Annotated in this window: 25 protein-coding genes and 2 tRNA genes; 17 read left to right on the top strand and 10 right to left on the bottom strand. The window is 66.0% G+C overall.

What is annotated here, in order from left to right:
• Positions 1–122: 122 nt before the first annotated feature.
• Both SLG_RS11620 and SLG_RS11615 read right to left on the bottom strand, forming a co-directional pair.
• Entirely contained in the window at positions 123–425 is a 303-nt protein-coding gene (locus tag SLG_RS11620) for a helix-turn-helix domain-containing protein (RefSeq protein ID WP_041391959.1), read from the bottom strand.
• A gap of 137 nt (positions 426–562) precedes the next feature.
• Positions 563–639: transfer RNA gene (locus SLG_RS11615), tRNA-Pro, on the bottom strand.
• 220 nt (positions 640–859) lie between these two features.
• On the opposite strand from SLG_RS11615, the gene thyA reads away from it, so the two are divergent.
• From thyA to SLG_RS11600, 3 genes are all read left to right on the top strand, one after another.
• On the top strand, positions 860–1,843 hold the full coding sequence (thyA, locus tag SLG_RS11610; RefSeq protein ID WP_014076662.1) for a thymidylate synthase: 984 nt from the start codon (positions 860–862) through the stop codon (positions 1,841–1,843).
• Positions 1,844–1,851: 8 nt separating this feature from the next.
• On the top strand, positions 1,852–3,066 hold the full coding sequence (locus SLG_RS11605; protein WP_014076661.1) for an AI-2E family transporter: 1,215 nt from the start codon (positions 1,852–1,854) through the stop codon (positions 3,064–3,066).
• Between the two features lie 57 nt (positions 3,067–3,123).
• Positions 3,124–3,200 (top strand) — tRNA-Asp (locus SLG_RS11600).
• A gap of 201 nt (positions 3,201–3,401) precedes the next feature.
• Here SLG_RS11600 and SLG_RS11595 read toward each other — a convergent pair.
• The 4 genes from SLG_RS11595 to SLG_RS11580 form a co-directional block, all read right to left on the bottom strand.
• Positions 3,402–3,620: a DUF2842 domain-containing protein gene (locus SLG_RS11595; protein WP_014076660.1), complete on the bottom strand. Its 219-nt coding sequence runs from the start codon at positions 3,618–3,620 to the stop codon at positions 3,402–3,404.
• Positions 3,617–4,192 carry a 5-formyltetrahydrofolate cyclo-ligase gene (locus tag SLG_RS11590; RefSeq protein ID WP_014076659.1) on the bottom strand — a complete coding sequence of 192 codons (576 nt, stop codon included), beginning with the start codon at positions 4,190–4,192 and terminating at the stop codon, positions 3,617–3,619. The genes SLG_RS11595 and SLG_RS11590 overlap by 4 nt, the downstream gene beginning before the upstream one ends.
• Before the next feature lie 203 nt (positions 4,193–4,395).
• Positions 4,396–4,746: a cell division protein ZapA gene (locus tag SLG_RS11585; protein ID WP_014076658.1), complete on the bottom strand. Its 351-nt coding sequence runs from the start codon at positions 4,744–4,746 to the stop codon at positions 4,396–4,398.
• A 1-nt stretch (position 4,747) separates the two neighbouring features.
• Positions 4,748–5,023 (bottom strand): hypothetical protein, encoded by a 276-nt coding sequence (locus tag SLG_RS11580; protein ID WP_014076657.1) that lies wholly within the window; start codon positions 5,021–5,023, stop codon positions 4,748–4,750.
• A gap of 281 nt (positions 5,024–5,304) precedes the next feature.
• Here SLG_RS11580 and tkt point away from each other — a divergent pair, with 281 nt between their 5' ends.
• The 9 genes from tkt to SLG_RS11535 all read left to right on the top strand — a co-directional run bounded on the left by tkt (position 5,305) and on the right by SLG_RS11535 (position 13,754).
• Positions 5,305–7,272: a transketolase gene (tkt, locus tag SLG_RS11575; RefSeq protein ID WP_014076656.1), complete on the top strand. Its 1,968-nt coding sequence runs from the start codon at positions 5,305–5,307 to the stop codon at positions 7,270–7,272.
• Between the two features lie 22 nt (positions 7,273–7,294).
• Positions 7,295–8,305 (top strand): type I glyceraldehyde-3-phosphate dehydrogenase, encoded by a 1,011-nt coding sequence (gene gap, locus SLG_RS11570; protein ID WP_014076655.1) that lies wholly within the window; start codon positions 7,295–7,297, stop codon positions 8,303–8,305.
• A 152-nt stretch (positions 8,306–8,457) separates the two neighbouring features.
• Positions 8,458–9,666 carry a phosphoglycerate kinase gene (locus SLG_RS11565; RefSeq protein WP_014076654.1) on the top strand — a complete coding sequence of 403 codons (1,209 nt, stop codon included), beginning with the start codon at positions 8,458–8,460 and terminating at the stop codon, positions 9,664–9,666.
• An 89-nt stretch (positions 9,667–9,755) separates the two neighbouring features.
• Positions 9,756–10,034, top strand: a complete 279-nt coding sequence (locus tag SLG_RS11560; protein ID WP_148276569.1) for a hypothetical protein — start codon at positions 9,756–9,758, stop codon at positions 10,032–10,034.
• 163 nt (positions 10,035–10,197) lie between these two features.
• Positions 10,198–11,097, top strand: a complete 900-nt coding sequence (locus SLG_RS11555; RefSeq protein ID WP_148276728.1) for a fructose bisphosphate aldolase — start codon at positions 10,198–10,200, stop codon at positions 11,095–11,097.
• A gap of 98 nt (positions 11,098–11,195) precedes the next feature.
• Entirely contained in the window at positions 11,196–11,738 is a 543-nt protein-coding gene (locus tag SLG_RS11550) for a glutathione peroxidase (RefSeq protein ID WP_014076651.1), read from the top strand.
• Positions 11,739–11,744: 6 nt separating this feature from the next.
• A complete protein-coding gene (locus tag SLG_RS11545) occupies positions 11,745–12,290 on the top strand; it encodes a hypothetical protein (protein WP_014076650.1) in 546 nt (181 codons plus the stop codon).
• A 244-nt stretch (positions 12,291–12,534) separates the two neighbouring features.
• Complete coding sequence (gene thiE / locus SLG_RS11540) at positions 12,535–13,161, top strand: thiamine phosphate synthase (RefSeq protein WP_014076649.1); 627 nt, start codon at positions 12,535–12,537, stop codon at positions 13,159–13,161.
• Positions 13,158–13,754 (top strand): TPM domain-containing protein, encoded by a 597-nt coding sequence (locus tag SLG_RS11535; RefSeq protein ID WP_014076648.1) that lies wholly within the window; start codon positions 13,158–13,160, stop codon positions 13,752–13,754. Before thiE ends, SLG_RS11535 begins: the two co-directional genes overlap by 4 nt.
• 343 nt (positions 13,755–14,097) lie before the next feature.
• Here SLG_RS11535 and SLG_RS21365 read toward each other — a convergent pair whose 3' ends face one another.
• Both SLG_RS21365 and SLG_RS11530 read right to left on the bottom strand, forming a co-directional pair.
• Entirely contained in the window at positions 14,098–14,385 is a 288-nt protein-coding gene (locus SLG_RS21365) for a hypothetical protein (RefSeq protein ID WP_148276568.1), read from the bottom strand.
• A gap of 626 nt (positions 14,386–15,011) precedes the next feature.
• Entirely contained in the window at positions 15,012–15,413 is a 402-nt protein-coding gene (locus tag SLG_RS11530; protein ID WP_014076646.1) for a nuclear transport factor 2 family protein, read from the bottom strand.
• Between the two features lie 186 nt (positions 15,414–15,599).
• Here SLG_RS11530 and efp point away from each other — a divergent pair, with 186 nt between their 5' ends.
• Genes efp through SLG_RS11515 form a run of 3 tightly spaced genes read left to right on the top strand, consistent with a single transcriptional unit; the run spans position 15,600 to position 17,400 of the window.
• Positions 15,600–16,163, top strand: coding sequence for an elongation factor P (gene efp / locus SLG_RS11525; RefSeq protein ID WP_014076645.1), 564 nt, complete (start codon positions 15,600–15,602; stop codon positions 16,161–16,163).
• Positions 16,163–16,531, top strand: a complete 369-nt coding sequence (locus SLG_RS11520; RefSeq protein ID WP_014076644.1) for a hypothetical protein — start codon at positions 16,163–16,165, stop codon at positions 16,529–16,531. The genes efp and SLG_RS11520 overlap by 1 nt, the downstream gene beginning before the upstream one ends.
• A 44-nt stretch (positions 16,532–16,575) precedes the next feature.
• Positions 16,576–17,400: an inositol monophosphatase family protein gene (locus SLG_RS11515; protein WP_014076643.1), complete on the top strand. Its 825-nt coding sequence runs from the start codon at positions 16,576–16,578 to the stop codon at positions 17,398–17,400.
• Positions 17,401–17,905: 505 nt separating this feature from the next.
• Here SLG_RS11515 and bfr read toward each other — a convergent pair.
• Complete coding sequence (bfr, locus tag SLG_RS11510) at positions 17,906–18,385, bottom strand: bacterioferritin (protein ID WP_014076642.1); 480 nt, start codon at positions 18,383–18,385, stop codon at positions 17,906–17,908.
• A gap of 149 nt (positions 18,386–18,534) precedes the next feature.
• Complete coding sequence (locus tag SLG_RS11505; protein ID WP_014076641.1) at positions 18,535–18,759, bottom strand: (2Fe-2S)-binding protein; 225 nt, start codon at positions 18,757–18,759, stop codon at positions 18,535–18,537.
• 229 nt (positions 18,760–18,988) lie between these two features.
• On the opposite strand from SLG_RS11505, the gene ndhC reads away from it, so the two are divergent.
• The gene (ndhC, locus tag SLG_RS11500; protein ID WP_014076640.1) at positions 18,989–19,363 is read left to right on the top strand and encodes an NADH-quinone oxidoreductase subunit A; all 375 of its coding nucleotides are present in this window, start codon (positions 18,989–18,991) and stop codon (positions 19,361–19,363) included.
• Complete coding sequence (locus tag SLG_RS11495) at positions 19,354–19,908, top strand: NuoB/complex I 20 kDa subunit family protein (protein ID WP_014076639.1); 555 nt, start codon at positions 19,354–19,356, stop codon at positions 19,906–19,908. The genes ndhC and SLG_RS11495 overlap by 10 nt, the downstream gene beginning before the upstream one ends.

Raw genomic sequence — 19,908 nt, 5'->3', positions numbered from 1 at the left:
ACGGGAATCCAGTCCCCCTCCCGGCACAGGACCGGCGGCGAGGCAGCGCGCCAGCCTGAAGGCAAAGCCTATATAACGTGGGGCCGATCGACCGGACTTGCCCGCCAGCCCGTCGCCCGGCCTTAGACGTCGTCGCTGCCGACCACGCCGCCTTCGCCTTCCAGCCTGTTGATCGCCGGGATGTCCCGGGCCGCGAACCGCAGGCGGACGCCGACGCCAAGGCCGTTCTCATCAGGCAGGAAATGCGCGCCGCCTTCTTCCAGCGCATGGCGCAGCCGCGCCCGCGCCGCGTCGCCGGGGTCGGCCCGCCCGGCCTCGAAGTCCGCCAGCGCCGCCTCGTCCAGTCCGGCGAGGCGGGCGACATGGTCGCGCGGCCATTGCACCAGCGCGCGTGCGGCATGAGCCAGCGGTCCGGTTATCGTCAATGAAGCCTCCTGTGATACCCTGCCGGCGCAGAATAGCGGCATCCGCGCGCGAAGCGAAACACTTAGCTATGCGATGGGGGGCACGCGATCGGGCGCGACCGATGTCGCACCCGAGCACAGGAAACAGAAGAATGAAATGGTCGGGGAGAGAGGATTCGAACCTCCGGCCCCTGCCTCCCGAAGACAGTGCTCTACCAGGCTGAGCTACTCCCCGACCGGGCCGTGCGCGTGTCCGCGCCGGCAAGGCAGGCGAGCCCTATAGGGGCGGCTTTTGCTGCTGGCAAGCGCTGCTTCGCAAATCCGTGACACGGCGCTGCGATGGCCCTCGCGCGGCGCCGTGATGGGCGACGGGGCGAGGGAATATGGCGCGCAAACATCTCCTGCGCGCGCGTCTTGCACTGGCGCCGCCACCGGGCGCGGGGTAAGACGGGTCCATGACGACAGCTTCCGCCCCGGCCCGGCCTTTCACGTCCTCCGATGGCGGTGCGCCGCATTACGAGCAGCAATATCTCGACCTCATGGCGCACATCTGGCGCAACGGCCATGAGCGAATCGACCGTACCGGCGTCGGAACCCGGTCGATCCTGGGCGCGACCATGCGTTTCTCGCTCGCCGATGACGCGGTGCCGCTGCTCACCACCAAGCGCGTCTTCTGGAAAGTCGCGACGCGCGAGATGCTCTGGTTCCTCTCCGGCGAGACCAACATCCGGCCGCTGGTGGCGCAGGGCGTGCATATCTGGAGCGACTGGCCGCTCGATCGCTATCGCCGGGAAACGGGCGAAGCCATCTCCATGGAGGCCTTCGAGGCGCGCATCCTCGCCGACGAGGATTTCGCCCGGGACTGGGGCGACCTCGGCCCCGTCTATGGCCGCCAGTGGGTCAACTGGCCGCGCTACGAGCCCGCCCCCGAGGCAGGCGAGGGGCTCTACCGTCAGGCGCCGCAAGGGCATAACCAGATCGCCGCGCTGGTCGATGCCATCCGCGCCAACCCGGGCTCGCGGCGGCTGCTCTTCACGGGCTGGAACGTGGACCAGATCGACGCGATGGCGCTGCCGCCCTGCCACATGACCTATCAGTTCCATGTCGCGGACGGGCGCCTCAATGGCCTCCTCTTCCAGCGCAGCTGCGATCTCGGCCTCGGTTTTCCCTTCAACATCTACGGGCTGGCGCTGCTGACGCGGATGATCGCACTGCAATGCGATCTGGAGGCGGGTGAGATCGTCTGGCAGGGGGGCGACGTGCATCTCTACCTCAATCATGCCGAGCTGGTGGAGGAGCAGCTTTCCCGCCGCCCCGCCGGCGCGCCCCGGCTGCGCATCCTGCGGCGGCCGGAGAGCATTTTCGCGCATCGCATCGAGGATTTCGCCGTCGAGGATTATGAGCCGCAGCGGAGCATATCCGCCCCCATCGCGGTCTGAGCAGCGCCATGCCGCTGCGCGATATCGACCGGGACGACGATCTGGCGGCGAGCGGCCAAGAGAAGAGGCGAGGGAAGCCCGGGCTGCGCCAGGGCTCGCCCGATCGGGAGGCATGGGAGCGCAACCGGCTCGCCGCCTCCATCGCGCTCTTCGCCGGGGCGGGATTCCTGCTCGCCTTGCCGTTCGCGCTGCGTGCCGGCGCCGAATTCTTCCTCCCGCTCACTGCGGCGCTGGTTATCGCCGTGTGCCTCGTGCCGCTGCTGGAATGGCTGGAGCGGCGGCGCATCCCGTCTCCGCTGGCGGCCCTCCTGGCCCTGTCGGCTTTCCTGTTCGTTGCCAACACCGCGCTGGTGCTGATCGTGGTGCCGGCAAGCGACTGGATCACGCAGCTGCCGGACAGGATCAGCCAGATCAAGATCACGCTCGAGCCGGTCATCCGCCTCTACACGCAGGCGCAGGGCTTCATCGACGGGCTGCTGCGCATGGTGACCGAGACGCAGGACATCGCGAACGGGCCGGGCAACATCGCCATGCCCGGCTCGCTCCTGCAGATGATGACGACGGCCGCGCCGGGCGTGGTCATCAATGTCCTGTTCGGCCTGCTGGTGATCTTCTTCTTCCTGAGCGGGTGGACGCGGCTGCGCCACCGCACGATTCGCGGCCGTGGCAGCTTCACCGGCGCGCTCACCATCGCCCGGGTCATCCAGAACGTGGTCGATGCGACCTCGCGTTATGTGCTGACGATCACGTTCATCAACATGGGCCTCGGGCTCACCGTCGCCTTGGCGCTGATGCTGATGGGCATGCCGACGCCGTTCATGTGGGGCGGATTCGTCGCCCTGCTCAACTTCATTCCCTATTTCGGGCCGATCATCGCGGCGATCCTGCTGGGGCTGGGCGGGCTCATGAGCTTCACCACCGTCGGCTGGGCGCTGCTGCCCGCCATCATCATGGTCTGCCTGCACCTGATCGAGGCCAATATCGTGACGCCGCTGGTGCTGGGCGAGCGGCTGAAGGTCAATCCGCTGCTGATTCTCGTGTCGCTCAGCTTCTGGACCTGGGTGTGGGGCACGGCGGGGGCACTACTGGCGGTGCCGCTGCTCATCATCATCCAGACGGTTCTGGCCGCTGCGGGCAAGCCGGATATCGCGGGTTTCCTGTTCGAGGCGGGCACGCTGACCAGCACGATGCACGATGCGCCGACAGATTATGACGAGAGATGACGCGAGGGTGTTGACAGCGCCCGCGCCAGCTTATACCTGCGCCGTCCTCGACCAAGCGCGGGTGTAGCTCAGTTGGTTAGAGTGCCGGCCTGTCACGCCGGAGGTCGCGGGTTCGAGCCCCGTCACTCGCGCCATTTCTTCCATGAAATGATCGTCTTGCGTCCTGCCTTCCCTCCGGGGGAGGCACGGATCGCACGCGCCTCGCTACCAGCAGGGCGCCGTGGCCCGCCGGGCTCGTCATCCTCCGAACATCTCCGAATATTGTCCTGATCGTCGCCGGGCAGAGGCGCCGGAAACGCGCCGTCATCGTGTAACGGATTGCCGCCGGACGCGACTCAGGTGCGCCAGCGGCCCGTCTCCATCCAGACCAGCAGTGGCCGGACGGGGAAGATCCAGATGATTCCCGCGATGATGTAGATCACCGCCTGCAGGATGCCCGGCAGCCGCGCGATGTGCTCGGCGAAGCTCGCGACGATCCAGGCCCAGAACGCGATGATGCCCAATATGGCGAACATGCCGGCCGGCTTGCGCCAGCTGGGGCGATACTCGTTCATGCGGCTTCCCCCGAGATGATGGCCTGCTCGGTCACCACCATGTGCAGCGGCACGTCCCAGGGCTCGACGGGCAGCAGGTCGACTTGCTGGCAGCTCCAGGCCATGCCGATTCGCAGCGCGTCGGGCAGCTTTGCGAAGGCGCGGTCATAATAGCCCGCGCCATGGCCGATGCGGTTGAGGCGTCGGTCGAAGCCCACCATCGGCGTCAGGACGATGTCCGGCGTCACCGTGGCGGCCTGTGGCGCGGGCTGGGGAATGCGCAGCTGGCCGGGCACGAGGATGTCTCCCGGCTTCCAGTCGGCGAATTCCATGTCCTCCGCCACGGTCCGTCCCAGGCGCGGCAGGCAGAGCTTGAAGCCGCGCTCGTCGAGGAACTCGAGCAGCGCTTCCGTCGGCGCTTCCGATCCCATCGATCGGTAGACGGCGACCCGCGATCCGGGCGGCATCAGCGCCAGGATGGGGGAAGGGAGAACGCGAAAGGCAAGATTGCGCACGCTGTTGGGAAGCCCGGCCACGAAGGCCTGGCGCCGGGCGAGCAACTCCGTCCGCAGGGAGGCGCGCTGATTGGTCATCGCGGAAAGGCTCCATGGCGATGGCAGGGAAGGCGTGACGGGACCGCCATGGCCGTTTGCTGGAATATCCTCTGACGCCTCAACGTCAGGTGGGGACCATGTAACGCGGACCAGGGTCCGGCCAGAGACAGCCCCCGTGGATGTGATATCGCCTCAGGGATGTTCGCTAAAGCGCGCACCGGGCAGTACCCGTCCCGGACTATCTAGGCGTTGGAGAGCTGCGCTGCAAGGCTGTCGCCGAGCGCTTCGATCCGTTCGGCGAGTTTTGCGAGCGCGGCCAGCGTATCGGGGTCGTCCACCGGCGGGGGCGGGGCGGCCGGTTCGGCGGGTGCGGCCGGCGCGGGCGCCTCGAGCGCCTTGTCGGAGAGCGTGTCGGCGAGCAGCAGGCCGGCGAAGAGCAGTTGCCGCACTTCGGTCAGGCCCGGGCTGCCGGTCTTCACCTGATTCACCCGGTCGGACATCATCCCGGCGAGCTGGTGCAGGCGGGCTTCCTCGCCGTCGCGGCAATGCACCGCATATTGCCGGCCACCGACCATGATCTTGACTTCGGCCATCTCAGGCTTCGCTCCGGGCTTTCTGAAGGTCGCCGATCAGCGCATCGAGCGACTTGAGCGCGGCGATCGCCTTGTCCCGCGAGAAGGGGTCGAGTTCGCTGCCATGGCCCGCGCCGGGCGTGGCGGCATAGCCGGCCATGTCCTCGCGGTCGTCCTGCGCGAGCTGCGCCTCGATGGCCTGCGCCTGCTGCTCGGCAACCTGCCTTGCGAGGGTTTCGGCGCGCGTGATCGCGCGCTCCAGCCGTCCGATTGCCTGCATCATCGCGTCGCTTGCCATGCCCGATCCTTATCACGGCAAATGGGGAATGCAAAAGCTCGTTGGGTCCCCTGCGACGGCCGGTGCAGCGGGTGATCGGCCGCACCGGCGCGACAGGTGGCGATCCCCGCAGGTTGACGCTCGCGGCTCGAACCGACATGGAGGCGGCGCAAACGACTCGCGCCCTCATGCCGATGGCGCGCCTTCGCTTGTTCGGCCCGCCGGCCGAGACCTTCCGGCGCGAGATCCGACGTGAATGCGCGCCGTGGTGCGCCCAGAGAAGAAGAAAGGGGCGTTCGCCCATGCCAGTCACCGAAAAGCGCCTTGCCGACACGATCCGTGTGCTGGCGATGGACGCGGTGCAGGCAGCCAATAGTGGCCATCCCGGCATGCCGATGGGCATGGCCGACGTCGCCACCGTGCTGTTCAAGGACCATGTGAAGTTCGATCCGGCCGCGCCGAAATGGGCGGATCGGGATCGGTTCGTGCTGTCCGCCGGCCATGGCTCGATGCTGATCTACGCGCTGCTGCACCTCACCGGCTATGAAGAGCCCACGATGGCGCAGATCGCGGCCTTCCGCCAGGTCGGCAGCCCTTGTGCGGGGCATCCGGAGAATTTCGAGCTGCCGGGCGTGGAAGCCACGACCGGTCCCCTGGGGCAGGGGCTTGCCATGGCGGTCGGCATGGCGATGGCCGAGCGGCACCTCAATGCCACCTTCGGGGACGAACTCGTCGATCACCGCACCTGGGTGATCGCTGGCGACGGCTGCCTCATGGAAGGCATCAATCATGAGGCGATCGGCCTTGCCGGTCATCTCGGCCTTGGCCGTCTCACCGTGCTGTGGGACGACAACAAGATCACCATCGACGGGTCCGTCGACCTCTCGTCGAGCGAAGACGTGCTGGCGCGCTATGCGGCGACCGGTTGGCACGTGACGCATTGCGACGGGCATGATTTCGCGGATATCCGCCGCGCGCTGGCCGAGGCCGTGGCCGATCCGCGCCCCTCGATCGTCGCGTGCCGCACGCGCATTGGGCAGGGCGCACCGAACATGGCGGGTTCGCACAAGGTGCATGGCGCGCCGCTCGGCAAGGACGAGATCGCCGCTACCCGGCAGGCGCTGGACTGGGATCTGCCGCCCTTCGAGCTGCCCGAGGATGTCCGCACCGCATGGCTCGCCATTGGCCAGCGCTCCCGCCCGGCTCATGCACAGTGGCAGGATCGCCTCTCAAGTCATTCCCAAAAAACGGAATTCGAGCGCCGGATGGCGGGCGATCTGCCCGCCGACTTCTCGCTGCGGCCCTATCTTGATGGCCTGATCGCCGAGCCCAAGAAAGTCGCGACCCGCAAGGCGAGCGAGATGGCGCTGGACGCGATCAACGTGCAGCTCCCCGAGATGTTCGGCGGATCGGCCGATCTCACCGGCTCCAACCTCACGCAGTCGAAGGACCAGAAGGCCGCCTTCAGCCGCGATGATCGTGCCGGCCGCTATGTCTATTACGGCATTCGCGAATTCGGCATGGCGGCGGCCATGAACGGCATGGCGCTGCACGGCGGCGTCATTCCTTATGGCGGCACGTTCCTCGTCTTCTCCGATTATATGCGCAATGCCATCCGCATGTCCGCGCTGCAGCGGCTGCGCGTGGTCTATGTGCTCACGCATGACAGCATCGGGCTTGGCGAGGATGGTCCCACGCACCAGCCGATCGAGCATGTCATGTCGTTGCGCATGATCCCCAATCTGGAGGTGTTCCGGCCGTGCGACGTGATCGAGACGGCGGAATGCTGGGAACTGGCGCTTGCCCAGCAGAGCACGCCGTCGGTGCTCGCACTCAGCCGGCAAAACCTGCCGCAACTGCGTGATAATGCATCAGAAAATCTGTCCGCGAAGGGCGCCTACACGCTCGTTTCCGGCGGCGATTCTCCGCGCGTGGTGCTGATCGGCACCGGCTCGGAAGTGGAGATCGCGGTCGAGGCGGCGAAGCAGCTCGGCGAACAGGGCATTGCCGCGAGCGTCGTGTCGATGCCCAGCATGTCGCGTTTCCTCGCGCAGGACGAGGCCTATCGCGCTGCCGTCCTGCCGGCCGGCGCGCTGCGCGTCACCATCGAGGCGGGCACGACCTTCGGCTGGTGCGCGATCACCGGCGCGGACGGGCTTAACATCGGCATCGACCAGTTCGGCCTGTCCGGACCGGCACCGGCCCTCTACGAACATTTTGGATTGACCGCCGGGGCGATCGCGCAACGCGTCCTCGCGGCGCTCGACTGAGAACTAGGAAAGGAGATCATTCATGGCCACCAAGGTAGCAATCAACGGCTTCGGACGGATCGGGCGCCTTGTCGCGCGTGCCCTGCTCGAGCGGACCGATCACGACTTCGAGCTGGTGGCGATCAATGATCTGGGCGACGCCAAGTCCAACGCCCTGCTCTTCAAGCGCGACAGCGTCCATGGCGCGTTCCCGGGCGAGGTCGGCGTCGACGGCGACACGCTCGTCATCGACGGCAAGCGCATCAAGGTGACGGCCGAGCGCGATCCCGCCAAGCTGCCGCATGCGGACATGGGCGTGGAAATCGCGCTGGAATGCACCGGCATCTTCGCCAGCAAGGAGAAGGCCAGCGCGCACCTGACCGCCGGCGCCAAGCGCGTCGTCATTTCGGCGCCGGCCACCGGCGTTGATCGCACCGTGGTCTATGGCGTCAATCACGAGGCGCTGACTGCCGAGGACGTCGTGATCTCCAATGCGAGCTGCACGACCAACTGCCTCGCCCCGCTTGCCAAGGTGCTGCACGACGCGCTCGGCATCGAGAGCGGGTTCATGACCACGATCCACAGCTACACCAACGACCAGAACACGCTGGACCAGCTGCACAAGGACATGCGCCGCGCCCGTGCCGCCGCGCTCTCCATGATCCCGACCACGACGGGCGCCGCCCGCGCCGTGGGCGAAGTGCTGCCGGAGCTCAAGGGCAAGCTGGACGGTTCGTCCGTGCGCGTGCCCACGCCCAACGTCTCGGTCGTCGACCTCAAGTTCATCGCCGGCCGCGCGACGACCATCGAGGAAGTGAACGGCCTCCTGAAAGCGGCGTCGGAAAGCGGCCCGCTCAAGGGTATCCTCGGCTATTCGGACGAGCCGCTGGTCTCGATCGACTATAATGGCGATCCGCGCAGCTCCACGGTCGACAGCCTGGAGACGGCCGTGATCGACGGCAAGCTGGTCCGCGTCCTCTCCTGGTACGACAATGAATGGGGTTTCTCGAACCGCATGATCGACACCAGCAAGGTGGTCGCTGGCCTGATGTAAGGCAAAAGGCGCGCCGCCCCGTTGCCCTGCGCGGGCGGCGGAGGCGGTTCGCATGACGGCGGGCGCGGGTCCGGGGCGAAAACGTCCCCGCCGCGCCGCCGCAAAGCTCTGGAAACGCCCGCACGAGCGGCAAGACCTGTGGGGAGCACGGCATGTCCAAATCTTTCAGGACCATCGACGACATGGGCGACATCACCGGCAAGACGGTGCTGGTTCGCGAGGATCTCAACGTGCCCATGCAGGATGGTTCGGTGAGCGATGACACGCGGCTGCGCGCTGCCGTGCCGACGCTGCTGGAGCTGGCGGACAAGGGCGCCAAGGTGCTCATTCTCGCGCATTTCGGGCGACCCAAGGGGCAGAAGACCCCGGACATGTCGCTTTCGCTGGTGACGCGCGGACTGGGCCAGGTGCTGGGCCGTGACGTGCAGTTCATTCCCGATTGCCAGGGCGAGGCGGCGGCTGCCGGCATCGCCGTGATGCGTCCGGGCGACATTGCCATTCTCGAGAACACCCGCTTCCATGCCGGCGAGGAAAAGAATGATCCGGCCCTGTCGGATGCCATGGCGGCGCTGGGCGACTTCTATGTGAACGACGCCTTTTCCGCAGCGCATCGCGCGCACAGTTCCACCGAGGGGCTGGCCCATCGCCTGCCGGCCTTCGCCGGGCGTTCGATGGAGAAGGAGCTGGATGCGCTCGAAGCGGCGCTCGGCAATCCGCAAAAGCCGGTCGCGGCCGTGGTCGGCGGCGCCAAGGTTTCCACCAAGCTCGCCGTGCTGGAGAATCTGGTCGCGAAGGTCGATCATCTCATCATCGGCGGCGGCATGGCTAACACCTTCCTCGCCGCGCGCGGCGTGGATGTCGGCAAGTCGCTGTGCGAGCATGATCTCGTGTCGACCGCCAACGAGATCTTCGACCGGGCCGAGGAAGCCGGCTGCACAATCCATCTCCCCTATGACGTGGCGGTGGCGAAGGAATTCGCGGCCAATCCGCCCAGCTACCGGCTGTGCAATGTCAATGAAGTGGCGGCCGACGAAATGATCCTCGATGTCGGCCCCGCCGCTGTCGAGGCGCTGGCGGACGTGCTCAAGACCTGCCGCACGCTGGTCTGGAACGGCCCGCTCGGCGCCTTCGAGCTGGCGCCTTTCGACACGGCGACCGTCGCGCTGGCGAAGACCGCCGCGGCGCTCACCGTGGAAGGCTCGCTGGTCTCCGTGGCGGGCGGTGGGGATACCGTCGCCGCGCTCAACCATGCCGGCGTGGCCGCCGACTTCTCGTTCGTCTCCACGGCGGGCGGTGCTTTCCTGGAATGGATGGAAGGCAAGGAGTTGCCCGGCGTCGCCGCATTGATGGCGGAAGCCTGAGCCGGACCACCATCGCCGGCGGCCTTGCGCAAGCGCTGCACATCGTTAGGTTGCGAAGCGATTGACGCAACGCTTTCGATGGGGTCGGCATGACGGTCAGGAACGATATTCTCGGGATGCTGGAGAGCGGCGAGGCGCCGCGCCCGCCGCAGAGCTATGCGGTGGGCGGCATCGAGATGGCGGCGATCGGCATTTTCGAGAACAGCGCCAGGCTGGTGGCCTGGATGCAGGAGATGGGGCTCGATCCGCATCAGGGACCGGACGCGGTGCTGGGCCTGGGGCTGCTGCTCGTGCGGGATGCCCGTGCCTTTCCGCGTCCGCGCCCGGTCGCGGACGAGGATTTCGAGTGGCCGGACGATCATCACTGAGACCATCACTGGGCCCCTCCCTGAGATCGCGTGCCCGCTGGGCAGGCCAGGCGGTGGCGCTACCATGGTTGACCGGCTTGCAATTTCCCGCGCGCCCGTGAAAGAGACTTCGAACGGGGCACCTGCGGGCGCCTTCTGGGATTCATGGAAACAGGATGGGATGATGCAGCAAGCCGACATGACCGCCAAGATCGCTTCCGGAAAAGGCTTCATCGCCGCGCTCGACCAGAGCGGCGGTTCAACGCCCAAGGCCCTGCTGGGCTATGGCATCGAGGAAAGCGCCTATTCCGGCGATGACGAGATGTTCGGCCTCATCCACCAGATGCGCAGCCGCATCATCACCTCGCCGGCCTTCACGGGCGAGAAGGTGCTTGGCGCCATCCTCTTCGAGAAGACCATGGACGGCACCGTCGATGGCAAGCCGACGCCCGCAGCGCTCATCGAGCGCGGCGTCGTGCCTTTCATCAAGATCGACAAGGGGCTCGAAGCCGAGGCAAACGGCGTGCAGATGATGAAGCCGATGCCCGATCTGGACGCGCTGCTCAGCCGCGCCAAGGGGCTGGGCGTGTTCGGCACCAAGGAGCGCTCGGTCATCAATCTCGCCAATCGCGAGGGCATCGCGGCGATCGTCAAGCAGCAGTTCGAGGTCGCGCAGCAGGTGCGCGCGGGCGGCCTGATGCCGATCATCGAGCCGGAAGTGAACATCAAGAGCCCCGAGCGCGCGCAGGCCGACCAGATCCTGCTCGAGGAAATCCTCAAGGCGCTCGATGCGCTGCCCGAGGGCGAGCAGGTGATGCTCAAGCTCTCCCTGCCGGAGAAGTCGGGCCTGTTCGATCCGCTGGTGGATCATCCCAAGGTGCTGCGCGTGGTCGCCCTCTCCGGCGGCTTCAAGCGTCCCGAGGCCTGCGTCGAGCTGGCGAAGAATCGCGGTGTGATCGCGAGCTTCAGCCGCGCGCTTCTGGAGGATCTGCGCCACCAGATGAGCGACGAGGAATTCAACGCCTCGCTCGCAAGCGCGATCGACGAGATCTACGAAGCGTCCGTGGACAAGGTTCCGGCCTGACCGGCGCGGCGGAGCCCGGCCGGGCATTCCGCCGGTGACAGGATGAGGGCAGCGGCCTATGCTTGGCCGCTGCCCTTTTTCTTGCCCGGAGACCGCTCATGACCGCGCTTGCCGACATCCCGCTCAAGACCATTCGTGGCGCCGAGGCTTCGCTGGCGGACTATGCCGGCAAGGTGCTGCTGATCGTGAACGTCGCGTCCAAATGCGGCCTCACCCCGCAATATGAGGGGCTGGAGGCGCTCCATGTCGCCTATCGGGACAAGGGGCTCGTCGTCCTGGGTTTCCCCGCCAATGATTTCGCGGGGCAGGAGCCCGGGACGAACGCGGAGATCGAGAGTTTCTGCACCACCAATTTCGGCGTGGATTTTCCCATGTTCGAGAAGCTGGTGGCGACGGGGCCGGACAAGCACCCGCTTTATGCCGAGCTCACCGCCGCCATCCCGCAGGCCGACAATGACGGCCCGTTCCGCGAGCGGCTGCGCGGCTATGGCATGGTGCCCAATGCCCCGCCCGAACTGCTCTGGAATTTCGAGAAGTTCCTCGTCGGCCGCGATGGCACCGTGATCGCCCGCTTCGCGCCGGACACCCGGCCCGATGATCCCGCGCTCGTCTCCGCCATCGAGGATGCGCTGGCCGCCTGACCGATCATGCGCGAGGCGGAGCGCTTTCCTTATCATCGCAGCCTCGCGCCGATGATGTGGGTGCTGGCCGGGCTGATGGCGGTGGAGACCGCCGTCCTCCACCTGCTCGTCGCCTTGTGGCAGCCATGGCTGGCGCTGCTCCTCTCGGTGATGAGCATCGCCGCGTTTCTCTGGCTTGTCGCGCTCATCCGCTCGTTTCGCGCGCGGCCGGTCGAGATCCGCGATGGCGTGCTGCTGTGGCGCTGCGGCTGGCTGCGCATGATTTCCGTCCCGCTCGATCGGATCGCGGGGCTGCGCACCTCCTGGGACAGGGCCCTGGTGCGGGACCGGCAGACCGCCAACATGGCGCTGATCGCCTGGCCCAACATCGTGATCGATCTGGACGGCCCGCTGCCCATGGGCCGCCGCACCGTCACCCGCCTCGCGCACCGGCTCGATGATCGCGCGGCCTTCGTCGCGGCACTTGCGCCGCACCTGCGCGAGGCGGCGTCAACAGATTCCGAGGCCATGGCGCACCATCTCTCCTCACGAACAATGTCATCCCGGACCTGATCCGGGATCCAGCTTCTTCCTTTTTCTCGAACCGACTGGACCCGGCAATCTTCAAGGCAGCAGGACCCCGGATCGAGTCCGGGATGACCTCGTGAATGACGAGATGACGAGATAGTGCGTCGCCATGGCCTCGAATTCTGCCCACGCCGCCCAGAAGCGCCTGTCCCAACCAATCCCCAGCCAAAAGCACCATCCCGCGCAGGTTCCGATTCAATCCGGGCGGAACATGTTCTAAGGCACCGGCATGACCCATATGCCGTCCTGCCAGCTCTATCTCATTTCCCCGCCCGCCATCGGCCCGGATTTCCCGGCGCAGCTGAAGGCCGCGCTTGACGGAGGGCCGGTCGCGGCGTTCCAGCTGCGCCTCAAGGGTATTGACGAGCATGAGATCGCACGGCTCGCCGCCCCGCTGCAGGCACTGTGCGCCGAGCGGGAGGTCGCCTTCATCGTCAATGACAGCGTCGCGCTCGCCAAGCGCCTCGGCGCGGACGGGGTGCATCTGGGGCAGGGCGATGGCGATCCCGCCGAGGCGCGCCGCATCCTCGGGCCGGGCCCGCAGATCGGCGTGACCTGCCATGACAGCCGCCATCTGGCGATGGAAGCCGGGGAGGCGGGCGCGGATTATGTCGCCTTCGGCGCCTTCTATCCCACCGAGACCAAGGAGACCAGCCACCGGCCCGAGCCGGATATCCTGCGCTGGTGGTCCTCGCTGTTCGAGCTGCCCTGTGTCGCGATCGGCGGCATCACGCCGGAGAACGCCCGGCCGCTGGTCGAGGCAGGCGCGGATTTTCTCGCGGTGAGCGGTGCGGTCTGGAACCATCCGGATGGCCCGGGTGCTGGCGTCGCAGCCTTCGCGCCGGTGCTGGGATGACCGGCCGGCATCGGTTGAGGGCCTTGCAAGGCCCGCTCGCCGCTGCCGCCTTGCTCATCATCGTGGCCGGCGGGCCCGGCTTGTCGGCGTGCGGCCACGCCCAACCGGCGAAATCCGAAACGCGCCCCGCCACAGACACGACCCCATCCGAGGCATCCGCACCCGAGGCCTCCCCGCGCGCGCCCGGCCATGATCTCGCGCTCGCCGGTCGCGTCACCGATGCCGCGGCGCTGTTCAGCCCGGCCGAGCGCGACGCGCTGACTCGCGACCTGTCCGCCCTCGAGGCGCGCACCGGCCACCAGCTCGTCGTCGCCACCGTGCCCACGCTCGGCGGCCGCGACATTGCCGGCTATGCGCGCGATCTGGGCAATCGCTGGGGCATCGGGCGCGAGGGCATCGATGACGGCGTGGTGATCCTCGTCGCGCCGCGCGAACAACTCGTGCGCATCGCGGTGGGCTATGGCATGGAAGCCAGGCTGACCGACGAGACATGCCAGAGCATCATCGAGCAGGAGATGATCCCCGCCTTCGCGCAAGGGCAGATGTTCGAAGGCGTGCGCAACGGCGTCGCCGCGATCGCCGCGCGCCTATAACCCCGTACCCGTGCGGGCTCCCCGGGCCGATGGCGCCGACAGGGCGACCAAGGCGCGGCATCCGCTTCAAACCCTGCGCCACCCGGGCGGAATGACAGGGGGGAGAGGGGAGGCGCCCCAACCTTTCCTCGTCATTCCCGTGCAAACGGGAATCCAGTCACCCTTCCGGCGGCAGCCGAGGGCGCAGGCGCGATCCGGTACGAAACCCTGCCCGCGGGGTCATCGCATGTTGCCGGGGAGGACGGGCCGGCGCTCCCCAAGATCGGGTGGACACATGCCAGCCTGACCGGTCGTCCGCCATGGGGCCACCTTGACCGCGGGCCCCATGGCTTAATTGTTGTGGTTAGCTGCCGTTCGTGCGGTTGAGCAGCCAGCGTCGCAGAGCAATGCCAGCGACAACAAAAAACAAGCCGCCACCACCCAACAGCGATGTTATGGCTACGACTTCGCCATCCGTAGCAGGAATGCCGGTGTTTTCATTTTGAATTGGAACATCATAGGCAAAATGAGCAACCGCCATCGCACAGCCGAACAGCGCCCCGATAATTTTCCACCAACGGGCGATCCGAAGGCCGGTGGTAGGTTGATCAGCAAGTTCACGAAGAACCTCACGCGGGGTGGTTGGTGGCATCCTCATGTTGATCAGCTTAGCGGTGACAGGGAATGTCCGAAAGGTTGTCGTGTCCGGAGCGGCAGGAATGACGCCATTGTTGTGAAAAACGGTCGGTCGGCTCTCATCGGTCTCTACGTGCCGCCATCTTCCGTTGCGAGCCGTAAGCTGGTGGCACGGATCATCCGCTTTCCTGTCGCTGCATTAGCGACAACCTCTCCCGACAAGAAAACAACCTGGCGGACAAATCCGAGGTTATCTGCCGGCGCTGAATGCACGATACGATCATATGCTTGAGCCACGGCGCCATTTCCGGTTGAAAATCCTACCCCGGAGCAGCCGCGCCCCGACACAGATGCACCGCATTCAATGCATCCTTCGCCTGCATAGGCGAAGAGGAGCGCTGTGCCTTCAACCTTGTCGCCAACGGCGACGGACCAACATCGGTCCGAAGCTATGAGGACTGGCTGCGGGGCACAGGATAGAAGCGCTGCACAACTCACAAACAAGACGTTCAACGACCGCATTCAGAGATGATCTCAAAACTGAGCGATGTCCGCAATTGGGTCGTATCCCGACAGGCCCCTTCCGGACGAAATACCGGATAACCGCCACCCGCAGGCCGCCCCACGGTCATCGATCCGCCCCTAGCGCCCGTTCTCGAACATCGAGTTGGGATTGACCGGCTTTTCCGGGATTTCCTGCAGCACGTCCCAATGCTCGACGATGCGGCCGTCGCGGATGCGGAAGATGTCGCACACGGCGAAGCCGGGGTCGCCGGGCCAGCGCACGACATGCTGGTGCGTGATGACATGGTCGCCCTCGGCGAAGACGCGATGGATCGTCTGGGTGGCTTGCGGCGAAACCTGCCGGACGTGGTCGAGCCAGGCCTTCAGCGCCTCGCGCCCGGGCTCGGCGAGCGAGCTGTGCTGGAGATAATCCTCCGCGATGAAATCGTCGACCAGCGTCTTGTCCATCGGGATGAGCACTTTCTCGAACAGGTCCAGCACCAGCCGGACATTCGCCTGCTCCTCGGGCGTGCGCATCATGACGATCCTCTCCTTGCCGTCTTTTCCGAGTGGATAGCCGCTTCCGGGCGGCTTGAGAACAGCCCGGGCGGAGGGCAGGCGCGGGCAGGGGCCCGGCTCGCCCGAACGCGCCCCACTTGCCGAGCCGCGCCAAGACGCGTAGAGGGCGCTCCGGCTCTTTCCAACCTTAGCAGACAGGCGATCCTCATGAAGATCAGCGGCGTGGACATCCGTCCCGGCAACAATATCGAATATGAAGGCGGTCTCTGGCGCGCCGTGAAGATCCAGCACACCCAGCCCGGCAAGGGCGGCGCCTACATGCAGGTGGAGCTGAAGAACCTCATCGATGGCCGCAAGAACAACGTGCGCTTCCGCTCCGCCGAGACGGTCGAGCGCATCCGCCTCGATACCAAGGATTTCCAGTATCTCTATGCCGAGGGCGACATGCTCGTCTTCATGGACACGGAGACCTATGAGCAGATCAGCCTGCCGACCGATCTGGTGGGGGATGCCGCTGCCTTCCTGCAGGATGGCATGATGGTCATGCTCGAAATGTACGACGAGCGCCCGATCAGCGTGCAGCTCCCCGAGCAGGTGGAAGCCACGGTCGTGGAAGCCGACGCCGTGGTGAAGGGCCAGACCGCTTCGGCCAGCTACAAGCCCGCCATTCTCGACAATGGCGTGCGCGTCATGGTGCCGCCGCACATCACGACCGGCACGCGCATCATCGTGGACGTCTACGAGCGCGAATATGTGAAGCGGGCCGACTGATGGCCCGCGCTCGCCTCGCTCTCGCGCTCGGCATCGCTGCCCTGGCGCTTTCGCCCACGCCCGGCCTCGCGCAGGCCAAGAAGGCCCAGCCGGCGCCCAAGCCGCCAAGCCAGGCGCAGATGCAGGCCGCGGCGAACAATTTCCGCGTGTTCATGGGCGGTCTGCAGTCGGACAAGGTGCCGCAGGTCGTGAAGAACGTGCTGTTCGCCTGCGTCTACTCGGTGCCCTTCAGCCAGATCAGCGAGAACACCGACAAGGCGATCGCGGCGCGCAAGCTGGACAAGAGCAAGCCCGAGAATGTGCTGGGCGCCATGGCGGCCGTGTGCGGTTTCCGCCCGGAGATGGCCCCGCAGCCGCCCAAGAAGTGACACTTGCATAGATACTCTTCCCGCGCGGAAGAGAGGAACAGAACATGGTATCCCATTCAGGTCTGCTGACCGTCATCGAGCGTGCCGCCCGCAAGGTCGCACCGCAGCTTCGTCGTGATTTCGGCGAGGTCCAGCATCTTCAGGTCAGCCGCAAGGGGCCGGCGGACTTCGTCTCCGTCGCCGACAAGAAGGCGGAGAACACGCTTGTCCAGGAACTGCGCAAGGCGCGGCCGGACTGGGGCTTCCTGCTGGAGGAGGGCGGCGAGATCGAGGGCGATCCGATGAAGCCGCGCTGGGTCATCGATCCGCTCGACGGCACCAGCAATTTCCTCCACGGCATTCCGCACTTCGCCATTTCCATCGCCGTGCAGGAGCCGCGGCGGGACGGGCGCGGCTGGGGCGAGGTGACGACCGGCCTCATCTACCAGCCGATCACGGACGAGAGCTACTGGGCGGAGAAGTCGCGCGGGGCCTGGCGCCACGATCAGCGGCTGCGCGTCTCGGCGCGGCGTGACCTGTCGGAAGCGCTGGTGGCGACCGGCACACCCTTTCTCGGCCATGGCGATCTCGCCCAGTTCAGCCGCATTTTCGGCGCCATCGCGCCGTCGGTGGCGGGCATCCGGCGCTTCGGCGCCGCGACGCTGGACCTCGCATGGGTGGCCTCCGGGCGTTTCGACGGCTTCTGGGAATCGGGGCTGAAGCCCTGGGACGTGCAGGCCGGCATCCTGCTGGTGCGGGAAGCGGGCGGCTTCGTCACCGATTTCCGCGGCGGGTCCGAGCCGGTCGAGCGCCGCGAGATCCTCGCCGGCAACGACATCATGCACAGCAAGCTGCACAAGCTTCTGGCGGGCTCGCTCCGCAACGCCTGAAGAGGGGGAGGGGCGCGCGCTTGGGCGCTGCCTTTTCATCCCGGGCCGCCGCGCCCGGCTTGCTCGCCAATGTCCCAGACAGACAAAAGCGCCCGGCTGGCAGGTCCGACGGGCGCTTTTTGCCGCATGCGCGAACAGGGGGGCGGCCGGTCACGCCGGCCCCGCTCTCTGGCAACGCAAGTCGCTGAAGAACGGGGCAGGGTGCGGCCAGTCGCCCGGTATACGCCTGTCCGGAGAATGCCCGGGCCTCTCGCCTCGAGCCTTGGGCAACGTGGACAAATGCCGAGGCGATGGCGGCGCGCCCCATCTCGTCATGAACAACGTCATCCCGGACTCGATCCGGGATCCCGCTTCTTCCGGTTTCTTGAACTGGCCGCCCTGGGGGGCTTCAAGGCAGCGGGATCCCGGAGCAGGTCCGGGATGACAAAAGAAGCCGCTCAAAAGCTGGCTTTCGCCACCATCCAAGCCCGCGCCACCCGCGCTTAGGGCTGAATGTCGATTGGCCCTAGCCCTCGATGGCCTCGCTGTTGAGCTGGATATAGTTCTGCAGGCCCATGCGCTCGATCATCTCGAACTGCGTCTCGAGCTTGTCGACATGGTCTTCCTCGCTGTCCAGGATGTCCTGCAGCAGGTCGCGCGTCACATAGTCGCGCACGCTCTCGCAATGCTGGATGCCGTCGCGCAGCAGGGGAATCGCTTCCATCTCGACCTCGAGGTCGGCCTTGAGGATCTCTTCCACGTTGGTGCCGATCCGCAGGCGGCCAAGCAGCTGGAAATTGGGGAGGCCGTCCAGGAACAGGATGCGCTCGGCGAGCTTGTCGGCGTGCTTCATCTCGTCGATGGATTCTTCATATTCGAACTTCGCGAGCCGCGCGATTCCCCAGTGATGAAGAAGCCGGTAGTGCAGGAAATACTGGTTGATCGCGGTCAGTTCGTTCTTGAGGGCCTGATTGAGATAATCGAGGACCTTTTCATCGCCCTTCATGGGGGAGCTCCCGTTTCATTGTCTTGAAGGGGCCTTCATAACAGCAGCGGCGCGCGAATTCACGCGCGAACGTCTCGCAAATATTATGGATAATGGATTGCATTTACAGGACAAATCGGCGCTATTGCCGATAAGTCGCGATAACGGCTTCAGGCGCTGAGGCCGGGCGCGGGCTCGAACCTCTGGCGCGACGGGCAGCGGTCCGCGCAGCGCGCGCGCTCCTCGCTCATCACGTCCTCGGCATGGTCGAGGCAGATGCGGCACTGCGGGCTTTTTCCCAGCACGGCATAAGCAGCTTCAGGGCACGTGACGCCGTGGCGGGCGACTTCCCGCAATTCATCTTCGCGGATGGCGTTGCAGATGCAGACGAGCATGAGGGTCGAAGTAAGGCTTATGCGAGGCATTTGCAATAGCAAACCGCCCCTCCGCGCCCTCAATCCGCCGCAAGACGCGCCCCATCCGCGAGCCTGTCCGGACCTGTCCGGGAAGGGCGCCGCAAACTCCCTCTAGTTGCGAGTCATTCTCAGCCCCCGGGGCCTTGCCTCGCAAGTGCAGCAGTCCTAAAGCCCCCGCGAAGGCCCTGTTTGGCCAAGGGGATTCACGTTGGTCGATCTGTCGGAATATCTCCCGATCCTGCTTTTCCTGGTGGTGGCGTTGCTGCTTTCGAGCGCGTTCGTCTTCCTGCCCATGGCGGTCGAGCGCCTCACTGGCGCGCACAAGCCGGACCCGGAGAAGCTCAGCGAATATGAGTGCGGTTTTCCTGCGTTTGAGGATCCGCGCAGCCAGTTCGACGTGCGCTTCTATCTCGTCGCGATTCTGTTCATCATTTTCGATCTCGAAGCTGCCTTCCTGTTCCCCTGGTCGGTCAGCCTGTCGGAGATCGGCTGGACGGGCTGGGTTACCATGATGATCTTCATCGGTGAGCTGGTGCTCGGTCTTGTCTATGCCTGGAAGAAGGGAGCCCTCGATTGGGAGTAGAGCTTGAACGGCCCGGCACGCTCGGCGCGCCGCCGGCCGGAACCCAGCCGGATCCGGAGTTCTTCAAGGCGCTGTCGGGTGAAGTCAGCGACAAGGGCTTCCTGGTCACCAGCACGGAAGATCTGTTCACCTGGGCGCGCACCGGCTCGCTCTGGTGGATGACCTTCGGCCTCGCCTGCTGCGCGGTCGAGATGATCCACGTGAACATGCCGCGCTATGACATGGAGCGTTTCGGCGCCGCGCCGCGCGCCTCGCCGCGCCAGAGCGACGTGATGATCGTCGCCGGCACGCTCTGCAACAAGATGGCGCCTGCGCTCCGCAAGGTCTATGACCAGATGTCGGAGCCGAAATATGTGATCTCGATGGGCTCGTGCGCCAATGGCGGCGGCTATTATCATTATAGCTACAGCGTCGTGCGCGGCTGCGACCGGATCGTCCCCGTGGACATCTATGTGCCGGGCTGCCCGCCGACCGCCGAGGCGCTGCTTTATGGCGTCATGCAGCTGCAGCGGAAGATCCGCCGCGTCGGCACGATCGAGCGGTGA

Origin of the sequence: Sphingobium sp. SYK-6, assembly GCF_000283515.1 — a bacterium.
Classification (GTDB): domain Bacteria; phylum Pseudomonadota; class Alphaproteobacteria; order Sphingomonadales; family Sphingomonadaceae; genus Sphingobium; species Sphingobium lignivorans.
Note: the sequence above shows the minus strand (reverse complement) of the source record. Positions and strands in the feature narration are given on the sequence as shown.

Excerpts from the sequence above, each read along its gene's own strand:
- thyA (WP_014076662.1), top strand. The coding sequence starts at position 860 with ATGACGACAGCTTCCGCCCCGGCCCGGCCTTTCACGTCCTCCGATGGC.
- SLG_RS11605 (WP_014076661.1), top strand. The coding sequence starts at position 1,852 with ATGCCGCTGCGCGATATCGACCGGGACGACGATCTGGCGGCGAGCGGC.
- SLG_RS11595 (WP_014076660.1), bottom strand. The coding sequence starts at position 3,620 with ATGAACGAGTATCGCCCCAGCTGGCGCAAGCCGGCCGGCATGTTCGCC.
- SLG_RS11590 (WP_014076659.1), bottom strand. The coding sequence starts at position 4,192 with ATGACCAATCAGCGCGCCTCCCTGCGGACGGAGTTGCTCGCCCGGCGC.
- SLG_RS11585 (WP_014076658.1), bottom strand. The coding sequence starts at position 4,746 with ATGGCCGAAGTCAAGATCATGGTCGGTGGCCGGCAATATGCGGTGCAT.
- SLG_RS11580 (WP_014076657.1), bottom strand. The coding sequence starts at position 5,023 with ATGGCAAGCGACGCGATGATGCAGGCAATCGGACGGCTGGAGCGCGCG.
- tkt (WP_014076656.1), top strand. The coding sequence starts at position 5,305 with ATGCCAGTCACCGAAAAGCGCCTTGCCGACACGATCCGTGTGCTGGCG.
- gap (WP_014076655.1), top strand. The coding sequence starts at position 7,295 with ATGGCCACCAAGGTAGCAATCAACGGCTTCGGACGGATCGGGCGCCTT.
- SLG_RS11565 (WP_014076654.1), top strand. The coding sequence starts at position 8,458 with ATGTCCAAATCTTTCAGGACCATCGACGACATGGGCGACATCACCGGC.
- SLG_RS11560 (WP_148276569.1), top strand. The coding sequence starts at position 9,756 with ATGACGGTCAGGAACGATATTCTCGGGATGCTGGAGAGCGGCGAGGCG.
- SLG_RS11555 (WP_148276728.1), top strand. The coding sequence starts at position 10,198 with ATGCAGCAAGCCGACATGACCGCCAAGATCGCTTCCGGAAAAGGCTTC.
- SLG_RS11550 (WP_014076651.1), top strand. The coding sequence starts at position 11,196 with ATGACCGCGCTTGCCGACATCCCGCTCAAGACCATTCGTGGCGCCGAG.
- SLG_RS11545 (WP_014076650.1), top strand. The coding sequence starts at position 11,745 with ATGCGCGAGGCGGAGCGCTTTCCTTATCATCGCAGCCTCGCGCCGATG.
- thiE (WP_014076649.1), top strand. The coding sequence starts at position 12,535 with ATGACCCATATGCCGTCCTGCCAGCTCTATCTCATTTCCCCGCCCGCC.
- SLG_RS11535 (WP_014076648.1), top strand. The coding sequence starts at position 13,158 with ATGACCGGCCGGCATCGGTTGAGGGCCTTGCAAGGCCCGCTCGCCGCT.
- SLG_RS21365 (WP_148276568.1), bottom strand. The coding sequence starts at position 14,385 with ATGCCACCAACCACCCCGCGTGAGGTTCTTCGTGAACTTGCTGATCAA.
- SLG_RS11530 (WP_014076646.1), bottom strand. The coding sequence starts at position 15,413 with ATGATGCGCACGCCCGAGGAGCAGGCGAATGTCCGGCTGGTGCTGGAC.
- efp (WP_014076645.1), top strand. The coding sequence starts at position 15,600 with ATGAAGATCAGCGGCGTGGACATCCGTCCCGGCAACAATATCGAATAT.
- SLG_RS11520 (WP_014076644.1), top strand. The coding sequence starts at position 16,163 with ATGGCCCGCGCTCGCCTCGCTCTCGCGCTCGGCATCGCTGCCCTGGCG.
- SLG_RS11515 (WP_014076643.1), top strand. The coding sequence starts at position 16,576 with ATGGTATCCCATTCAGGTCTGCTGACCGTCATCGAGCGTGCCGCCCGC.
- bfr (WP_014076642.1), bottom strand. The coding sequence starts at position 18,385 with ATGAAGGGCGATGAAAAGGTCCTCGATTATCTCAATCAGGCCCTCAAG.
- SLG_RS11505 (WP_014076641.1), bottom strand. The coding sequence starts at position 18,759 with ATGCTCGTCTGCATCTGCAACGCCATCCGCGAAGATGAATTGCGGGAA.